Annotated in this window: 19 protein-coding genes; 1 reads left to right on the top strand and 18 read right to left on the bottom strand. The window is 52.2% G+C overall.

The features are described from left to right. Window positions 1–106: 106 nt before the first annotated feature. Window positions 107–421 carry a hypothetical protein gene (locus KNP60_RS09280; RefSeq protein ID WP_214754516.1) on the top strand — a complete coding sequence of 105 codons (315 nt, stop codon included), beginning with the start codon at window positions 107–109 and terminating at the stop codon, window positions 419–421. 44 nt (window positions 422–465) lie between these two features. Here the strand turns inward: KNP60_RS09280 and rlmH are convergent, their stop codons facing one another. The 18 genes from rlmH to KNP60_RS09190 form a co-directional block, all read right to left on the bottom strand. Next, the gene (rlmH, locus tag KNP60_RS09275) at window positions 466–945 is read right to left on the bottom strand and encodes a 23S rRNA (pseudouridine(1915)-N(3))-methyltransferase RlmH (RefSeq protein WP_214797332.1); all 480 of its coding nucleotides are present in this window, start codon (window positions 943–945) and stop codon (window positions 466–468) included. An 83-nt stretch (window positions 946–1028) separates the two neighbouring features. Next, entirely contained in the window at window positions 1029–1190 is a 162-nt protein-coding gene (locus KNP60_RS09270) for a CxxH/CxxC protein (protein ID WP_214797331.1), read from the bottom strand. A 37-nt stretch (window positions 1191–1227) separates the two neighbouring features. Beyond that, window positions 1228–2496: a S1C family serine protease gene (locus KNP60_RS09265; RefSeq protein WP_214797330.1), complete on the bottom strand. Its 1269-nt coding sequence runs from the start codon at window positions 2494–2496 to the stop codon at window positions 1228–1230. A 51-nt stretch (window positions 2497–2547) separates the two neighbouring features. After that, window positions 2548–3339 carry an MBL fold metallo-hydrolase gene (locus tag KNP60_RS09260; RefSeq protein ID WP_214797329.1) on the bottom strand — a complete coding sequence of 264 codons (792 nt, stop codon included), beginning with the start codon at window positions 3337–3339 and terminating at the stop codon, window positions 2548–2550. A 13-nt stretch (window positions 3340–3352) separates the two neighbouring features. Further along, window positions 3353–4177, bottom strand: a complete 825-nt coding sequence (locus tag KNP60_RS09255) for a two-component system regulatory protein YycI (protein WP_034780329.1) — start codon at window positions 4175–4177, stop codon at window positions 3353–3355. After that, window positions 4164–5549, bottom strand: coding sequence for a two-component system activity regulator YycH (yycH, locus tag KNP60_RS09250; protein ID WP_034780327.1), 1386 nt, complete (start codon window positions 5547–5549; stop codon window positions 4164–4166). The genes KNP60_RS09255 and yycH overlap by 14 nt, the downstream gene beginning before the upstream one ends. Then, complete coding sequence (gene walK, locus KNP60_RS09245) at window positions 5549–7390, bottom strand: cell wall metabolism sensor histidine kinase WalK (protein ID WP_034780325.1); 1842 nt, start codon at window positions 7388–7390, stop codon at window positions 5549–5551. The genes yycH and walK overlap by 1 nt, the downstream gene beginning before the upstream one ends. Window positions 7391–7393: 3 nt before the next feature. Beyond that, window positions 7394–8104 carry a response regulator YycF gene (gene yycF / locus KNP60_RS09240; protein ID WP_034780323.1) on the bottom strand — a complete coding sequence of 237 codons (711 nt, stop codon included), beginning with the start codon at window positions 8102–8104 and terminating at the stop codon, window positions 7394–7396. 120 nt (window positions 8105–8224) lie between these two features. Then, the gene (locus tag KNP60_RS09235) at window positions 8225–9514 is read right to left on the bottom strand and encodes an adenylosuccinate synthase (RefSeq protein WP_214755109.1); all 1290 of its coding nucleotides are present in this window, start codon (window positions 9512–9514) and stop codon (window positions 8225–8227) included. 236 nt (window positions 9515–9750) lie between these two features. Beyond that, window positions 9751–11103: a replicative DNA helicase gene (dnaB, locus tag KNP60_RS09230; RefSeq protein WP_021067865.1), complete on the bottom strand. Its 1353-nt coding sequence runs from the start codon at window positions 11101–11103 to the stop codon at window positions 9751–9753. Window positions 11104–11120: 17 nt separating this feature from the next. Continuing rightward, window positions 11121–11564, bottom strand: a complete 444-nt coding sequence (gene rplI, locus KNP60_RS09225; RefSeq protein ID WP_034780320.1) for a 50S ribosomal protein L9 — start codon at window positions 11562–11564, stop codon at window positions 11121–11123. Next, window positions 11561–13552 (bottom strand): DHH family phosphoesterase, encoded by a 1992-nt coding sequence (locus tag KNP60_RS09220; RefSeq protein WP_214755111.1) that lies wholly within the window; start codon window positions 13550–13552, stop codon window positions 11561–11563. The genes rplI and KNP60_RS09220 overlap by 4 nt, the downstream gene beginning before the upstream one ends. A gap of 150 nt (window positions 13553–13702) precedes the next feature. Continuing rightward, complete coding sequence (gene rpsR, locus KNP60_RS09215; RefSeq protein WP_015880232.1) at window positions 13703–13933, bottom strand: 30S ribosomal protein S18; 231 nt, start codon at window positions 13931–13933, stop codon at window positions 13703–13705. A 40-nt stretch (window positions 13934–13973) separates the two neighbouring features. Further along, window positions 13974–14483 carry a single-stranded DNA-binding protein gene (gene ssb, locus KNP60_RS09210; RefSeq protein ID WP_024371077.1) on the bottom strand — a complete coding sequence of 170 codons (510 nt, stop codon included), beginning with the start codon at window positions 14481–14483 and terminating at the stop codon, window positions 13974–13976. A 37-nt stretch (window positions 14484–14520) separates the two neighbouring features. Then, the gene (gene rpsF, locus KNP60_RS09205; RefSeq protein ID WP_021067861.1) at window positions 14521–14808 is read right to left on the bottom strand and encodes a 30S ribosomal protein S6; all 288 of its coding nucleotides are present in this window, start codon (window positions 14806–14808) and stop codon (window positions 14521–14523) included. A gap of 130 nt (window positions 14809–14938) precedes the next feature. Further along, a complete protein-coding gene (gene ychF / locus KNP60_RS09200) occupies window positions 14939–16039 on the bottom strand; it encodes a redox-regulated ATPase YchF (RefSeq protein WP_214797328.1) in 1101 nt (366 codons plus the stop codon). 152 nt (window positions 16040–16191) lie between these two features. After that, window positions 16192–16395, bottom strand: a complete 204-nt coding sequence (locus KNP60_RS09195) for a DUF951 domain-containing protein (RefSeq protein WP_034780313.1) — start codon at window positions 16393–16395, stop codon at window positions 16192–16194. Next, entirely contained in the window at window positions 16385–17323 is a 939-nt protein-coding gene (locus tag KNP60_RS09190) for a mechanosensitive ion channel family protein (RefSeq protein ID WP_138860244.1), read from the bottom strand. Before KNP60_RS09190 ends, KNP60_RS09195 begins: the two co-directional genes overlap by 11 nt. Between the last annotated feature and the right edge of the window lie 17 nt (window positions 17324–17340).

The raw sequence follows: 17340 nt of genomic DNA, 5'->3' as shown, positions 1-17340 counted from the left end.
TTTAATATAAAAAAAGGAGGAAAAATTTAGTATCTGACATTTTTCTTCTTCTCTTACTTTAAATACTGACCAAAGATTGATTTTATCAGCAAAAGAGGAATAGCCAATGACATATATCTGTCCCATATGCGGGTTTGATGGATTAGACGAACCTGCTTACAACGAATTTCATGATCCTTCATTTGAGATTTGTCTATGTTGCCAATTTCAATTCGGAGACGACGATGACGTCGAACTTGAAAATGGCTTGTTTATGAAACGAGAAGAGACTCACGCGATGTATCGCCAAGCATGGATTGCAAAAGGGGCCCCGATCTTCATGCCTAAATATTATCCGCAACAATTCCAGTCCGATGGCGCAGTAATGAAAGAACACTTGATTGAACAACTGAAAAATATTCGTCTTTTCAAGGCAAAATAAAAGGTTGATGAGCGTTGGCTCATCAACCTTTTATTAGACCTCATTTATTTATGGTAAGGCTCATTCCGGTTGATCCGATATGCCCGATAAATCTGCTCACACAAGACGAGCTTCATCAACTGATGCGGGAACGTCATCTTCGAGAATGAGATTGTATCATCCGAGCGTTTCATGACGTCGTCCGACAAGCCGAGCGAGCCGCCGATGACGAACGCGATTTTGCTCTTGCCGTATGTCGCCAAGTGGTCGAGCTCACGGGCGAACTCTTCGCTCGTCCGTTGCTTGGCGTCGATGGCCAAAGCAATCACATGCGTGTCCGGACTGATTTTCGCTAAAATCCGCTCGCCTTCTTTTTGTTTTACTAGAATCATGTCCGCCTCACTCAAATGCTCGGGCGCTTTCTCGTCCGCGACCTCGATTTCCTGCACTTTCGCATAGGCCGACAAGCGTTTTGTGTACTCGGCAATCCCTAGTTTCAAATACTTCTCTTTTAGTTTGCCGACCGTGATAATTGAAATATTCATCCAATTCTTCCTTTTTCCACAGTTTTTTTGGAGTTATCCATAGGGTTATCCACAGAGTTATCCACAAATCCACATGTTGATAATCATTTTTTGCTTGACACAACATATGTTGCGTCGGCATCGCAGAACTCACATGTCACTTGTCCAATTGTGGATAGTTCTTCGAGCAACGGGTATTCCCCCGTCTCATCGACAATGATATCTAAAGCGATTTCAACATGTTCCTTGCATACTTTTTTTTCCACAATGTTTCCTCCTTAAAAAAGAAGCGTCGCCGCTCCTTTAGGTTGCTTCAGTTAATGTTGCCTCGGTCTTGCCTGCCTTGCCGCGTCGCGTATATTCAATCGTGACCTTATCCCCAACCGTGGCATCACGATACAGCGCGTCCCGCAAATCGACGTAACGTTTGATGTCGCGGTCGCCGATTTTGACGATGACGTCACCGACGCGGAGGCCCGCCTCTTCGGCGGGACTGCCGGGCGTGATCGCCTCGACGAACACCCCGTCTTCGTTATCAAAACTAATCCCATACTCTTCCCGGACGTTACCCGGTACGGCGATGACTTCTTGAATCGTGACGCCGAGCTGGGCCCGCGTCACTTTTCCATCACGCTCGAGCATATCGATGACCGGCAGCGCGACGTTGACGGGAATCGAGAAGCCGACCCCTTCGACGCTCGCCTCGGCGATTTTCATCGAGTTGATGCCGACGAGTTCGCCGCGGATGTTGATGAGTGCCCCGCCGGAGTTCCCCGGGTTGATGGCGGCGTCGGTCTGGATGACCTCGGCGTTATAATCCATGAGTCCGTCACTGTTCGTATCGACCGGCACGGTGCGTTCGACACCACTGACGATACCACGGGTGACCGAGTTTGAAAAGACGCCGAGCGGATTGCCGATCGCCATGACGGTCTCGCCTGCTTGAAGCACGGTCGAGTCACCGAGCGTGATCGGAGCGACATCGATATTGGCCGGCAGTTCGACCGATGCGACAGCTAAATCGTTGAGCGGGTCCTCGCCGAGAATCGTCGCCGAAGCGACTTGTCCGTCAGAAAACGCTACGTTGATCTCGTCCGCTTCTTCGATGACGTGGAAGTTCGTGACGATATACGCCGTGTCGCCGTCGACCTTATAGATGACACCAGAGCCCGCTCCGGCCTCCCACTGCGAGTCCGAGGTGAACGCCCGCTGGATGTTCGTGATGCTGACGACGGACGTCTTAGCGCCCGTCACAGCGCTCGTGATGTCAGATTCCGTGACAGTGACGGCTTGTTCCGTCCGAATCAGTTCATTTGTCACAAAACGAGAGGTTGGGGAATCCCAGAGCATCATCGCCAAAAAGAACAAAGCCGCTCCTAAGAATCCGCCAACCCCTCCGAGTAACAACGGTTTTAAGTTCATTCGCGGCTTATGGCGCACATGTTCTTCTTGTTTCGGGCGCCACTCGCTGCGAGATGGGTACGTCGGTTTTACATCGTTCATTGTATCTGCTTCGTGCTCTAAAGGTTCGACGTCTTGAGGTTCATACTCATGGTGTCTCTCTTCATTCACGACGCGTCCCCCCTTCAAGACAGTGTGTTATCTGTCTTTTCCCAAGTTCGCTTATAAAGAAACGAGCGAAGTGGGGGTCGATGGGTCGGTATCGCACAATTTGATGCGACCGAGGTCGACATCGCGCATCCCGAGTGTTTGGGACACGCTCATTTGAGCGAGTTCTTTCATATTGTTGTCTTTACTGAGGTGAGCCAAATAAATCCGTTTCGTCTGGTCTCCGATGACCTCGCTCATCGCGATGGCCGCGTCTTCGTTCGAGACGTGACCGTAGTCCCCAAGAATCCGTCGCTTGACGCTCCACGGGTACCGTCCCATTTGAAGCATCGAGACGTCATGGTTCGATTCGAAAATAAAATCATCGGCCCCGCGGATGACGCCTTTCATCCGATCGGACACATAGCCCGTATCGGTGATGTGGGCGAGGCGTCTGCTGTCATGCGCGAACTGGTAGAACATCGGGTCGGCCGCGTCATGGCTGACGTTGAACGACTCGATTTCGATATCCCCGAACTGTTTAATCTCCCCTACCTCGAAGTGAAACTTCAAGGCCGGGTCGACTTTTCCAATCAACGATTCCATCGCGTCCCACGTCTTCGCGTTCGCATAAATCGGTAAGTTATATTTTCGAGCGAGAATCCCGACACCTTTAATATGGTCGGAGTGCTCATGCGTGACAAGCAGTGCATCGATCCCATCAAACGATCGTCCAATCTCAGTGATGCGTTGTTGCATCGCTTTCCCGGTCAATCCGGCATCGACGAGCAATTTCGCCCGTTCCGTCTCAATGTAGAGGGCGTTCCCGGTCGAACCGCTCGCAAGCACACTATAGCGTAAAGTCACTCGATCACTCCTTTCATTCTTCTGAATCAAATTCGACCCGTTCGACCGTCCCATCGATCGCATTGACGAAGTAAACGTCCTCGTCAATCGTGATCGACCAGAGCGGCGGCATGATGATCAAGCTGCCGGAACTGTCGAGCGGCAGGCTATAGAAGCCCGTATTGATGGCCCGCATCTCTTGGTTCGGCTGGAAGTACTTCCGGGCCGCAAGTTGCGAGATCGCCTCGCTCGCCGTCAAGACGAGATCGTCTTGCGACTTCGAGGACAAGTTCGTCAAATGACGTTGTTTATAGTCGGTCACTTCGAACGCTTCGTTCAGTTGAAGCAACAGGAGCGACGGACCGATGTACTGCTCGGTCTCCCCATCGATCTCGGGGTTCGAGAAAATCTTATTGTTCTCATACGTCTGCACGAAGGCGACTTGACGCGTCTCGGCGTCATAGCGCCAATACGCATACTCGGAACCGAACGGGACGTACTCCGAGACGAACGTCGACGCAGTCGTCCGTAAATCGTCTTGATCGAGCGGGACCGGCTGTTTGAGCTCGACTTCGAGTTGCATATTGTCGAGCGTCGTCGCCAGCTGGGCTTCCCGGTTCTTCGTGATCATCGAGGCCGACATCTGTTCCGACGACCCCGTCAAATAACCGATATCCCGACCCATCCGCGGCAACTTCGACGCATCGACGTTTCGTTGGTCCAAGATTTGCGCGATCGACGTATTGTCGTTCGTCACGACCTCTGTCGCCCACGTTTCCGTCAAAAGCTGGAACAACAGGTAGATGTTCAGCGCGAGGAAGGCGAAGAGAAGAATCGTTTTCGCTTTACTCCAATCCACGATACATCATCCTTTCTGTCCAGTCATCCGGTTGATCGAATGGGATCCATCTTCCGGCTTCCCGAACGAACCAGTTCGGGGAGAACGTGACGTAACGGCTCGTGTCTTCATTGTATTCGATCTCATAACCGAGTCGAATCTCGGTCACGTTTTCAAATCGTCCGGCATTGACGAGCGTATCGACCACATCTTGTCCGTCCGCGAGCTGTGTCGTCCCGACCGAGATCAAGCGATCGATCTCGAGATGGTGCCGAGTGATCGACCGGACTTGTGTCCCGTCGTTCTCGACACGCAGCGTCGATAAGTCGACGGCATCGTTATTGATAAACGCCTCCCGTTGACTGAACACCGGGAAACCCTTCACGTGAAACCGGAACACGGTCGTTTCAAAACCTTTGTTGGCCGGGGTGATCGCATCAAACCGAAGCGACAAACCTTGGCTCTCCGACGTCTCATCGACCCAACCTCCGTGGAAGTTGACGAACTCGACGATCGTGTCGAGTCCGATGACCGACTCCTGTTCCGAACTGTTGCGTGATAAGTTTCGATAACGGCTCGCGTTCAGGTTCGCATCATATTCGGCGACGCTAATCCCGTTCGTGAGTGCGCCCACGGAGCTGGCCGGATCGACTTCTTGTACATTCGGGTCGCCCGGGAAGAACGTATCGCGCATCCAATCAAGACGGGCCGAGATTTGAATCTGAGACACGTCGTAAGCGAACAGCTCGTTCATCTCCGGTCCGACGACGGGAATGTAGTTGACGCGTTCATCCGTGTACGTGACACGACGCATCGATCGGTCTGAGTCTTTCAAGAACAGACTGTTGACGTCCCCTTGGCCGACTTTCGACAAACGCCCTTCCCAAAGTGATTGGTCGCTCATGATCGTGCGGATGCGCCACGTGTCGTCCTCCATGAAGATGAGGGCCCGCTGTGGCACTTTCCCCGACAAGCTGTATGAGCCCGGAAGCATGTAGCTGAGCGTATCCGCATAATACGGCTCCGGTAAAATCAATTCGACGGCCTCATCGACACCCGCATACAAACTCGGGACGTTCTTGACGGCGAGCGGTTTAAATTCGCTCGCCTCGAACGACTCCCGGATGACACGCATAATCTGTTTCGGTGAGTTTTTCGTGGCGAAGACGGCGTTGTTCTCGTGGACGACCGTCTGGGCCGGCACGATGACTTGGCGCGGTTGTCGCTGCAGCGACTCATCCACCGTCGCGACTTGCGTCTCTGACTGGACCGACTGATACTTCGGATGGTAGTCCCAGAGGATGACCGTTTGGACGATGGACGTGACGATCAAGGTGAGCAAGACGAGCGATTTCACTAGTTCTGGCTTCGCCAAGAAGCGTGGTCGTTCCATCAGTCATTCACCTCCACGATCGTATCGAATGGGATGGTGAAGTAAATCGTCGTCCCGCGTCCGAACTCACTCTCGGCCCAAATGTCGCCGCCATGGGCGGAAACGACTTCTTTGGCAATCGACAAACCAAGTCCGGTCCCGCCGATATTGCGGGCCCGAGCCTTATCGACCCGGTAGAACCGTTCAAAGATTTTCTTCAAATTCGATTTCGGAATGCCGACTCCTTCATCTTTAATACCGATGACGAGTCGCTTGGCACGGAGCATCGTCCGGAACGTGATTGTCCCGCCTTCTGGCGAGAACTTGATGGCGTTCGTGATGATGTTGTCGATGACCTGCGTCATCTTATCTTGATCGGCGTGGACGTACACCCGGCGTTTCATGAGCTTCCGGCGGAACTGGATCGTCTCGCCTTTCGTCATCTCATGCCGGTCGATGATGTCGTTGAAGAACTGGATAAAGTCGAACTTCACTTTTTGCATCGTATACTCTTTACTGTCCATCTTCGATAGCTGCAACAGATCGTTGACGAGGCGAATCATCCGCTCCGTCTCATTCTGGGTCGTCTCGAGGAAGCGCGGGGCGAGCTCATCGTCCTTGTATGCGCCTTCCGCGAGCACTTCGAGGTAACTCCGCATCGTCGTGAGCGGCGTCCGCAGCTCGTGGCTGACGTTCGCGACGAACTCGCGGCGGTCTTGCTCGACTTGTTCTTGCTCGGTCACATCGTGCAGAACGACGATGAGACCGGTGATTGGTCCGCTATGCTTTTGAATCGGTGAGAAGTAGGCGCGGACGAGGAATAGTTCTTCGTCCGTACTGAGGTCGATCAGTTTTGGCGGCATCGTCCCGTCTTCCGGAATGACGATCTCGTCATCGAATTCGAGTAAGTTCTGTAGGTTCGTCCCCATCGCTTCTTCTTCAGCGAGTCCGATCATATCGCGGGCTTGGTCGTTCATCAAGATGACGCGCAAGGAACGATCCGTCGCGACGACCCCGTCCGACATGTTCTCGAGGACGCTCGTCAAGCGGCGCCGTTCGGCTTCCGTCGTTGCGTTCGCCTCCATCAGTTCATCGGTCAATTCGTTGAAGGCGTAAGCAAGTTGGCCGACCTCGTCGTCGGAATAGACTTTAACTTTCCGCGAGAAATTCCCTTTTCGCATCTCGACGGCTTGACGACGCATATCCGCAATCGGTCGCGTAATCGTCCGTGACAGCAACACCCCAAGGATCGATGTGATGATGAGAGCGATGAGTGTCCCGGTCGCGAGAATCCTCGTCACTTGTTCCATTTGGTTATAGATGGACTGCATCGAGGCCTCGATATAGATCATACCGGTCGTCGTCCCATCGACCTCGGATTTCACCGGGACGGCGACGACACGCATGCGTTCGTTCGAGTCTTCATAGACGAGCGTCTCTTGCGCTCCGCTCGTCGCAAACGATTTTTGAATAAACGAGTTCGCCGTCCGTTGTCCGACGAGACTTTGGTTATTCGGATTCGACGTCGCCCGGACGACACTGTTCGTGTCGATAATCTGGACTTCGCGAATGTCATCAGCTAGCGTCGTGCTCTCCGTAAACTCAGACAGCAGTTGATCCAGTACCTGGTTCAACTGCTGGTCCGAGGTCGAGTCACCGCCGTTCGATGCGATCCCTTCACTGACGTTATAGCTCAGAAGGTTGGCGCGATCGACGAGCGACTGCGAGAAGTTGTTGATGTATTGTCGTTCGAGGGAGCGCACAAAGTACACTCCAATGACTTGCATCGCAACAAGAATGAGCAGCGCATAGATGACGACGAGCTTCCACTGGATAGATTTAAAGAAGTTCGTCCGTTTCATCGTTTAGTCTTCTTCTCCTGCTTTTAAATAGTAACCGACACCACGGCGCGTGATGATATACGTCGGCGTCGATGGGTTGTCTTCGACTTTTTCGCGCAAACGTCGGACCGTCACATCGACCGTGCGGACATCGCCGAAGTAGTCATAGCCCCATACCGTCTGGAGCAAATGCTCGCGCGTCATGACTTGCCCGATGTTTTGGGCAAGATAATGGATGAGCTCGAACTCACGGTGTGTCAGTTCGATTTTCTCTTCCCGTTTCGTGACCATGTATGAATCCGGATGAATCGTCAAGTCACCGATGACGATATCATTGGCGTTGGCACCTTTCGTTTCTGGGGCCGGGGCCGTTGCATGACGGCGCATGTTCGCCTTGACGCGGGCCAAGAGCTCGCGCGAGCTGAACGGCTTCGTGACGTAATCGTCAGCACCGAGCTCGAGTCCGAGCACTTTATCGATCTCAGAGTCTTTCGCCGTCAACATGATGATCGGCATATCGTACTTCTTCCGGACTTCACGGCATACTTCCATACCGTCTTTGAGCGGCAACATGATGTCGAGCAAAATCAAATCTGGTTTGACTTCTTCGACTTTCACGAGCGCTTCTTCCCCGTCATAGGCGACGTGGACTTGGTAACCTTCTTTTTCAAGCTTAAACTTCAATATATCTGCGATTGGTTGTTCGTCATCTACCACTAAAATCGTACGATCCATTCAGTGAGTCCTCCTCTTATCGTTAAACGTACATGTCTACATTGTAACTCTTTTTCTATAGGTTAGAAAGCGTGGTCCATTTCCGTGGAAATGAAAAGAGAGCCACGAGGGCTCTCTGTCTTATGCTTTGTAAATATCACGCAAGATGACCGTTTGCTCACGTGCCGGTCCGACCGAGAACGTCAACAATTCGATACCTGTCAACGCTTCGATGCGCTTGACATAGTTCTGCGCGTTCACCGGCAAGTCTTCGAACTTGCGAACGCCTGTGATGTCTTCTGTCCAGCCTGGAAGCTCTTCAAACACCGGCTTGCACTGTTCGAGCACGCGGAAGTTCGGCGGGTACTCGTCGAGGAGCTTGCCTTCGAACTCGTAGGCTGTACAGATCTTGAGCGTCTCAAGACCTGTCAACACGTCAATCGAGTTGAGGCAAAGGTCTGTGATCCCACTGACGCGACGTGAGTGACGGACGACGACCGAGTCGAACCAACCGACGCGACGCGGACGTCCTGTCGTCGTACCGTACTCTTTTCCGACTTCACGGATCGTGTGACCGATCTCATCGTCAAGCTGGGTCGGGAACGGGCCGTCTCCGACACGTGACGTGTACGCCTTACAGACGCCGACGACGTGATGGATCTTCGATGGTCCGATTCCGGCACCGCTCGATACGCCGCCTGAAGCTGCGTTCGATGATGTGACGAACGGGTACGTTCCATGGTCGATGTCGAGCAAGACACCTTGTGCGCCTTCAAATAACACTTTCTGTTCTTCGTCGAGCGCGTTGTTCAACACGACCGATGTATCACATACGTACTTGGCGAACTGTTGGCCGTACGCGTAGTATTCTTCGAAGATGTCATCGAATTCAATCGCATCGACTTCATACATCTTCACGAACATGCGGTTTTTAATCGCGAGGACGGTCTTGAGCTTCTCGGCGAACACTTCTTTGTCGAGAAGGTCGGCGATGCGAATCCCGATACGCGCCGCTTTGTCCATGTAGCAAGGACCGATCCCTTTGAGCGTCGTCCCGACTTTGGCGTCGCCTTTCGCGTCCTCTTCGAGCTTGTCTTGCAACTGGTGGTACGGCAAGATGACGTGGGCCCGGTTCGAGATGCGGAGGTTATCCGTACTCACGCCACGCTCGTGCAAATACGCGAGCTCCGTGACGAGCGATTTCGGATTGACGACCATCCCGTTCCCGATGACACATGTTTTGTCCGAGTAGAAGATCCCCGATGGAATCAAGTGAAGTTTATACTTCGTATCGTTGAAGACGATCGTATGACCAGCGTTGTCTCCCCCTTGATAACGCGCGACGACCTCGGCCTGCTTTGATAAGAAGTCCGTGATTTTCCCTTTACCTTCATCGCCCCACTGCGTTCCCACTACGACTACTGATGACATAATGAATCCTCCTTGTAGATAAACGTTCTATTCAAACCATCCGTAAGTGTACACTTGCTTCTCGCGAAAGTCAACCTAATACCGAACGATATTTTTATGTTGTAACCTTTCGTTCGTTATTGACGCATCATTTCTCATCCAACGAATGAATTCTTCAAAAATTGAATACGTTTAGGTCCAAAGACCGACAAAAAAGGCGACGTCTCGTGACGTCGCCTTTGGCGGAATGACTCGTCCTACATCGGTGGCGCAAAAGCTTGCGTCTCCATGTTGACGAACTTGTTATATTCTTTTCGGAACGAGAGCTTGACCGTGCCGGTCGGACCATTACGCTGTTTGGCGATGATGATCTCGATCGTGTTGGCGTCTTCACTCTCTTTATCGTAATAGTCGTCCCGGTAGAGGAACGCGACGATATCGGCATCTTGCTCAATCGCCCCGGATTCCCGGATATCCGACATCATCGGCCGCTTGTCTTGACGGCTCTCAACACCACGTGAGAGCTGTGACAAGGCGATGACCGGCACTTGAAGCTCACGCGCGATCGCTTTGAGCGTACGTGAAATCTCCGAGACTTCTTGTTGCCGGTTCTCGCCCGGCTTACCGTTCCCGACGATGAGCTGCAAGTAGTCAATCATGATCATGCCGAGGCCGTGCTCTTGTTTCAAGCGGCGGCACTTGGCCCGGATCTCGTTGACGCGAAGACCCGGCGTGTCATCGATATAGATACCGGCTTGTGACAGCGACGACATGGCGAGCGAGAGTCGCCCCCAGTCCTCGGCCTCGAGCCGACCCGTCCGCAGACGCTGGGCGTCGATATTGCCTTCCGCACAGAGCATCCGCATGACGAGCTGCTCGGCGCCCATCTCCAAACTGAAGATGGCGACGTTCTCGCCGGTACGGACGGCCACGTTTTGCGAGATGTTGAGGGCGAAAGCCGTCTTCCCGACGGAAGGACGGGCCGCGACGATAATGAGGTCGTTGCGTTGGAAACCGGCCGTCATCTTGTCGAGATCGCTGAACCCGGTCGCGATACCGGTGATTTCGCCACTCGATTGGTGCAGTTTTTCAATCGTCGAGTAGGCGTCCGATAAGACGGAGCCAATCGGATGGAAGCTTGACTGCCCTTTACGTTGCGAGACTTTTAAAATGTTCCGCTCGGCGTCTGATAGGACGGCATCGACCTCATCTTGGCGTTCATAGCCGTCCGAGACGATATTCGTCGCAGTCCGAATCAAGCGGCGGAGTGCCGCCTTTTGATCGACGACGTTCAAATAATACCCGATGTTCCCGATGGCTGGAACCGCCTCGGCGATTTCCGCCAAATAGTTCAATCCACCGATCTCATCGAGAATACCTTGGGCTTGAAGCTCCGAACTGAGCGTGACCAAATCGACGAGTTCGCCCCGGTCATTGATCTTCAGCATCGCCTCAAAGATCCGTTGATGGCTGACACGATAAAAGTCGTCCGGGTCGACCCGTTCCGAGGCCGTGATCAGCCGATCGGAATCGAGAATGACGGCCCCGAGGACAGCTTGTTCCGCTTCGACGCTATGTGGCGGGGTGTTGACTTGAATCGCATCACTCATACGTGTCTACCTCACCTTCACGCTTCTTGAACATGAACGTTTAACGAAGCCGTGACGTCATGATGCAACTTCACCGGCACTTTCGTGAACCCGAGCGCTTTGATTGGATGTTCGAGCTCGATTTTACGCTTGTCGATCTTGTAGCCCATCCCTTTCAACGCTTCACCGATTTGTTTGCTCGTGACCGATCCGAAGACGCGACCGCCCTCACCTGACTTCGTCTTGACGACGATCGTCTCTTTTTCAAGCTTGTCCTTCAACTGCTGGGCTTGTTTCAATTCTGCTTCGGCCGCTTCTTCGGCGCGTCGCTCTTTTGCGGCGAACGCCTTCAAGTTACCCGGTGTCGCTTCGACCGCCAAGTTCTTTTTAAAGAGTACGTTCTTCGCGTAAGCGTCCGCGACGTCTTTGACGTCACCAGCTTTACCTTGACCTTTAACATCTACTTTTAAAATGACTTTCATTCAGAATCCTCTCCCTCTGTTTCATCTGTCATATAATGATCAATCGCTTCTTGTAATAACGTTTTCGCCTGTTCCCGGCTCACGTTCAATTGTGTCGCCGCATTCGTCAAATGACCGCCCCCGTCCAGCATCTCCATGATGACTTGGACGTTGACATCACCGAGCGAACGGGCACTGATGCCGGTTCGGCCGTCGGGTAAGACGGCGATGACGAACGATGCTTTGACGCCCTCCATATTAAGGAGCTGGTCAGCGGATTGGGCGATCAACACTTGATGGTGCACTTCATCGTCCGAGGCGACGGCGATCGCCATGCCATCGGAATAGATGTCCGTGTTTTCGAGAATATGAGACTGTTCGATATACGAATCGAGGTCTTGCCGCATGAAGTGCTGGACGAGCACGGTGTCTGCCCCTTGAATCCGAAGGAAGGAAGCAGCATCGAACGTCCGCGACCCGGTCCGCAAGGTGAATCCTTTCGTGTCGACCACCATACCTGCGAGGAGCGACGTCGCTTCTAAAATCGATAGCTTGCGCGTCCCGGCCTGATACTCGATCAACTCCGTTACGAGTTCGCACGTCGAGGATGCGTACGGCTCCATATAGACGAGGACCGGATCTTCAATGAACTCTTCACCACGACGATGGTGGTCGATGACGACGACCCGTTCCGCACGGTCTAGAATATCCCGCGAGATGACGAGCGACGGCCGGTGCGTATCGACGACGACGAGGAGCGTCTGTTCGTCGATGAGGGGTTGAGCCTCGAACTCGGTCAAAAAACGGCTATACAGCTCTTCGTCGTTTTCGACTTCATTGACGAGACGTTGAATCCCAACGCTCGTCTCGCCGGCCGGGATGACGACGTACGCCTCACGTCCGACAAATTCAGCCAGTTTCATGATGCCGATGGATGCTCCAAGCGAGTCCATATCCGGGTTTTTATGCCCCATGATCAGGACACGGCTCGACTCGCGAATCAAATCACGCATCGAGTTCGAGATGACGCGGGCTCGAACCCGGGTCCGTTTTTCGGTCGGGTTCGTCTTGCCACCGAAAAAGCGGACTTTCCCGTTATGACGTTTGACGACGACTTGGTCCCCGCCGCGTCCGAGACCTAAATCAAGACTCGATTGCGACAAGTTCCCCAGTTCCGTCAGCGTCGTCTCCCCACAACCAATCCCGATGGAGAGTGTGAGCGGAATTTTATGCTCTTTCGTCGCCTCGCGGACCTCATCGAGAATCGAGAAGCGATTGTTCTCGAGTTCGGAGAGCGTCCGTTCGTTCATAACGAGAAAGAAACGATCGGCTGCCGTTCGACGCATATAGATGTGGTATTTTTGAGCCCATTGGTTCAAGAGGACGGTCACGCGTCGATTGATTTCACTCCGGACCTGTTCATCCACAGCGGTTGACATCTCATCATAGTTGTCTAAGTATAAGACGCCGATCACCGTCTGTGTTTCCGAGTATTTTTGTTCAATCTCTGCCTCATCCGTCATGTCGAACAAGTAAAGGGTCTGATACTCCTTATTGTAGAGGACCCGATAAACGCGGTCTCCGACTTCGATGGTCGCCTCGTCCTCTTCTTCCTCAATCAACTCGGTGAACGCCGAGTGAATCGAATCGATCGAGATCCCGAGTTCCATCTCGAGCTCAAAGATGAGTCGAGACTGTTCATTGAACCAGCTGATGCGACGAGTTTCGTCAAAGACGAGAATCCCAATCGGCATGCCGGTGAGCGCTTCTTTCCCGACGTCTTCGATTCGATGCGACAAGGAGTGGACGTATTGTTCCCAAGCCTTGCGTTCTCGTCGAATCGTCACTTGCTGATAGATGAAAAAAATCAGCGTGCCCACGAACAGGGTGATTGCCGCCACAATGCTGTAGAACGCCAATCCTAACGCGACAAGCAGTCCAATCACATATGGAACGGCGTGACGCGCGTACTGGTTCTTCACTGATGTTATTGCTTCACCACTGTGCATGTGTGCCTCCTAAAATGAGTGGTGTTCCACCCATGATATCTAAATGGTTTCTGCTCTATCATACCATATCCGGCCGTTTCACTTACACTCCTACATCGGCTCGGAAAACAAAAAACGACCTATCCCGAGGGATAAGCCGTGTGTCAAAAATTACTCTGCAACGTATGGAAGCAAAGCCATTTGACGTGAGCGCTTGATAGCGACAGTAAGTGGACGTTGGTATTTCGCTGAAGTACCAGTCACACGACGTGGAAGAATTTTACCACGCTCCGAAACGAAGCGTTTGAGCAATTCTACGTCTTTATAATCGATATGAGTGATGTTGTTCGACGTAAAGAAACATACTTTACGACGACGACGACCTCCTGGACGACGTGCCATGTGAAGACCTCCTTTTTAGTTTAGTTTCGAATCGACGCGATCAAAATGGTAGATCGTCATCCGATAAGTCGATTTTTCCGCCACCCGAGAACGGGTCAGCTTCAAAACCTTTGTTTGAGTTCGAGGACTGAGATGAAGTCGAAGAAGCGGCTGCGCCCCATCCTGATCCACTTGACTCACCACCACCGAAGACATCTCCAGCCGGTGCTGTATCACGTTGCGTTGAAGCACCGCGTGGTTCAAGGAAGCGTACGCTATCGGCTACGACTTCTGCCCGGTAACGACGTTGGCCATCTTGACCTTCGTAACTACTGATTTGAAGGCGACCGTCTACGCCGGCCATGCTGCCTTTTTTCAAATATTGTGCTACGTTCTCTGCTTGTTTGCGCCAAACGACACAATCAATAAAGTCCGCCTCGCGCTTCCCATCTTGTCCAGTGAATGGACGATCGCAAGCGAGAGTGAAGCGAGTTACGGCAATCCCGCTCTGCGTATAACGCATTTCTGGATCGCGTGTCAATCGACCAACTAACACAACTCGGTTAATCATCTCAAAGCTCCCCTTTCGCAATATGAAGCGTTAAGAATTAACGCTCGTCTTTAGTTGTCATTTGACGGACAACGTCATCAGAGATCTTCATGAGACGCTCTGTTTCTTGAATCGCTTTAGGCTCAGCAGTGATGTTGAGAAGAACGTAGTGTCCTTCGCGCATCTTGTTGATTTCGTAAGCGAGACGACGTTTACCCATGTCTGTTGTTTTATCAACAGTACCACCGTTTTCAGTGATGACGTTGTTGAAGCGTTCGATTAAAGCTTTCTTCGCTTCCTCATCAACTGATGGACGGATAATGTAAAGAAGTTCGTATTTACGCATTATCTTTCACCTCCTCTTGGACTAACGGCTCCTACCGGTTGTAGGAGCAAGGAGCAAACAATTGTTTTACTCACGTCATAATATACTATCAAACTTCTGTTCATTTTACAATACGTTTGCGGAAAATGCCTTAAACGTTGAAGCGGAACGTGACAACATCGCCGTCTTGGAAGACGTACTCTTTTCCTTCTGAGCGAAGTTTTCCTTGTTCTTTAACTGCCGTCATGTTGCCGGCAGCTGACAAGTCTTCATACGATACGACTTCGGCACGGATGAACCCACGTTCAAAGTCAGAGTGGATGACGCCCGCGCATTGTGGAGCTTTCATGCCTTGCTTGAACGTCCAGGCGCGCACTTCTTTCTCACCAGCTGTGAAGTATGTGGCGAGACCGAGCGTCGAGTAGGCGGCACGAATCAATTGATCGAGCCCCAACTCTTCGATGCCGAGGTCTTGCAAGAACTCAAGGCGCTCTTCTGGCTCGAGTTCTGAGATTTCTTCCTCGATGCGAGCACAGATGACGATTACTTTCGCCTCTTCTGTCGCGGCGTGTTCACGAACTGCTTGGACGTAAGGATTTTGGTCCGCGTCAGCCACTTCGTCCTCACTCACGTTCGCGACGTAAAGCATCGGCTTCATCGTGAGCAACTGGAAATGTTTGACGATAGCGAGTTGATCCTCTGTCAATTCAGCAACACGAGCCGGGCGCTCCGATTCGAGGACTGCTTGAACGATTTCAAGTGCTTCGAGCTCTTGAGCTGCGCCTTTGTCTTTCGACTTGACCATTTTTTGAACGCGTGTGATGCGTTTCTCGACCAATTCAAGGTCGGCCAAAATCAATTCGAGGTTGATGGTCGTGATGTCATCAATCGGTGAGACTTTACCCGCGACGTGTGTGATGTTGTCATCTTCAAAGCAACGGACGACTTGGCAAATCGCGTCGACTTCACGGATGTTAGCCAGGAATTTGTTTCCGAGCCCTTCCCCTTTTGACGCACCTTTTACTATTCCGGCGATGTCTGTAAACTCAAATGCGGTCGGTACGGTCTTCTTCGGTTTGACGAGTTCCGTCAACCGGTCAAGACGCGCGTCCGGTACTTCGACGACCCCAACGTTCGGGTCGATCGTGGCGAACGGATAGTTGGCTGCCTCTACACCTGCTTGCGTGATGGCGTTAAATAATGTCGATTTCCCGACGTTCGGTAATCCGACGATTCCTGCTGTTAATCCCACTTGTATTTCCTCCTCATCCGGCTTTCCCGGGAAATGTTGATCCGTCTGTGGAGTGGGTACGTTCAGTACACCACACCGTCACATCCTTCACAATTATAGTTAGTCCTCGATTAAACCGCAACTCACGGTTGTAACATAGAGAAGAACGCCACTTATTCAGCGGCGTTCTCTTGTGGAAGCACTTTTTTCAATCGCTTATCAAAGTCTCGGCGCGGCATGAGTACACTCGCCCCGCAGCCTTGACACTTGATACGAATGTCCATCCCGACCCGAGTCACCTGCCAACGGTTCGTCTGACAGGCGTGTGGTTTCTTCATTTCTACAAAATCGTTCAACTCATACGATTTAGCCTGCATTTTCGGGCGCTCCTTTGGTCGATGTGGTTGGCGGCATCATGACGGTCCGCGGATACGGGATCTCGATTCCGCGCTCATCAAGTCCGGTTTTCAACTCTTTATGCAAAATCCGTCCGGCCGCGAAATGTTGCGTCGGTGGCACTTCGGCCATGAGACGATAGACGACTTCCGACGGTCCGAGCGACTGGACCCCGGCGAGCGTGATCGGCTCGATGAACAAGTCGTGATACTTCTCTTCGACCGTCTTCGCGATCTCTTTCAACGCCTTCTCGACTTTGCCCATGTCTTCTTCATAGGCGACACCGATATCGACGACCGCGACGCTGTTCTCGAGCGAGTAGTTCGTCACTTGCATGATCTGTCCGTTCGGGATGATCGTCACTTGCCCGTTCAATCCTTTCAACTTCGTCGTCCGAATCCCGACTTCGATGACGGTCCCGTCGACTTGTTGATTCAAATTGACGTAATCCCCGTTCTTGTATTGATTCTCAAAGATGATGAAGGCGCCCGTGATGACATCTTTCACCAAGTTCTGCGCCCCGAACGAGATGGCGAGACCGGCGACCCCGGCCGATGCGATCAAACCAGCGATGTTGACGCCGAACTGGCCGAGCACCGTCAAGATCATAATCAAGCCAAGGACGTACCGAATCGTGTTTTGAGCCAGTTTTGACAGCGTCTCATTTTGGCGCTGAGCGACGATATTATCTTCTTTGATTTTGCGTAAGGCGAACACGCGCTGCACCATCGACGTCAAAATGCGTGACGCCACATAAAGCGCCAAGATGATGAGCGCGACACCTGTCAATTTAATGCCGAGCCCAATCCACATCTCCGTGTCTTGGAAATAAGCGACGAACCGATTGACGTTATCAATCGTCTCATCGGCCACTGTGCTCAAATCTGTATCTGTATTTTGTGAAGCCATGTTGTCACCTCTAAAGT

Origin of the sequence: Exiguobacterium sp. s5 (assembly GCF_018618075.1) — a bacterium.
GTDB lineage: Bacteria > Bacillota > Bacilli > Exiguobacteriales > Exiguobacteriaceae > Exiguobacterium > Exiguobacterium mexicanum_A.
The sequence above is the reverse complement of the archived record's forward strand: the minus strand, read 5'-3'. Positions and strand labels throughout refer to the sequence as shown.

Bases quoted from the DNA above. Each gene is read 5' to 3' on its own strand.
- KNP60_RS09280 (WP_214754516.1), top strand. From the start codon at position 107: ATGACATATATCTGTCCCATATGCGGGTTTGATGGATTAGACGAACCT.
- rlmH (WP_214797332.1), bottom strand. From the start codon at position 945: ATGAATATTTCAATTATCACGGTCGGCAAACTAAAAGAGAAGTATTTG.
- yycH (WP_034780327.1), bottom strand. From the start codon at position 5,549: ATGGAACGACCACGCTTCTTGGCGAAGCCAGAACTAGTGAAATCGCTC.
- walK (WP_034780325.1), bottom strand. From the start codon at position 7,390: ATGAAACGGACGAACTTCTTTAAATCTATCCAGTGGAAGCTCGTCGTC.
- yycF (WP_034780323.1), bottom strand. From the start codon at position 8,104: ATGGATCGTACGATTTTAGTGGTAGATGACGAACAACCAATCGCAGAT.
- KNP60_RS09235 (WP_214755109.1), bottom strand. From the start codon at position 9,514: ATGTCATCAGTAGTCGTAGTGGGAACGCAGTGGGGCGATGAAGGTAAA.
- dnaB (WP_021067865.1), bottom strand. From the start codon at position 11,103: ATGAGTGATGCGATTCAAGTCAACACCCCGCCACATAGCGTCGAAGCG.
- rplI (WP_034780320.1), bottom strand. From the start codon at position 11,564: ATGAAAGTCATTTTAAAAGTAGATGTTAAAGGTCAAGGTAAAGCTGGT.
- KNP60_RS09220 (WP_214755111.1), bottom strand. From the start codon at position 13,552: ATGCACAGTGGTGAAGCAATAACATCAGTGAAGAACCAGTACGCGCGT.
- rpsR (WP_015880232.1), bottom strand. From the start codon at position 13,933: ATGGCACGTCGTCCAGGAGGTCGTCGTCGTCGTAAAGTATGTTTCTTT.
- ssb (WP_024371077.1), bottom strand. From the start codon at position 14,483: ATGATTAACCGAGTTGTGTTAGTTGGTCGATTGACACGCGATCCAGAA.
- rpsF (WP_021067861.1), bottom strand. From the start codon at position 14,808: ATGCGTAAATACGAACTTCTTTACATTATCCGTCCATCAGTTGATGAG.
- KNP60_RS09195 (WP_034780313.1), bottom strand. From the start codon at position 16,395: ATGCAGGCTAAATCGTATGAGTTGAACGATTTTGTAGAAATGAAGAAA.
- KNP60_RS09190 (WP_138860244.1), bottom strand. From the start codon at position 17,323: ATGGCTTCACAAAATACAGATACAGATTTGAGCACAGTGGCCGATGAG.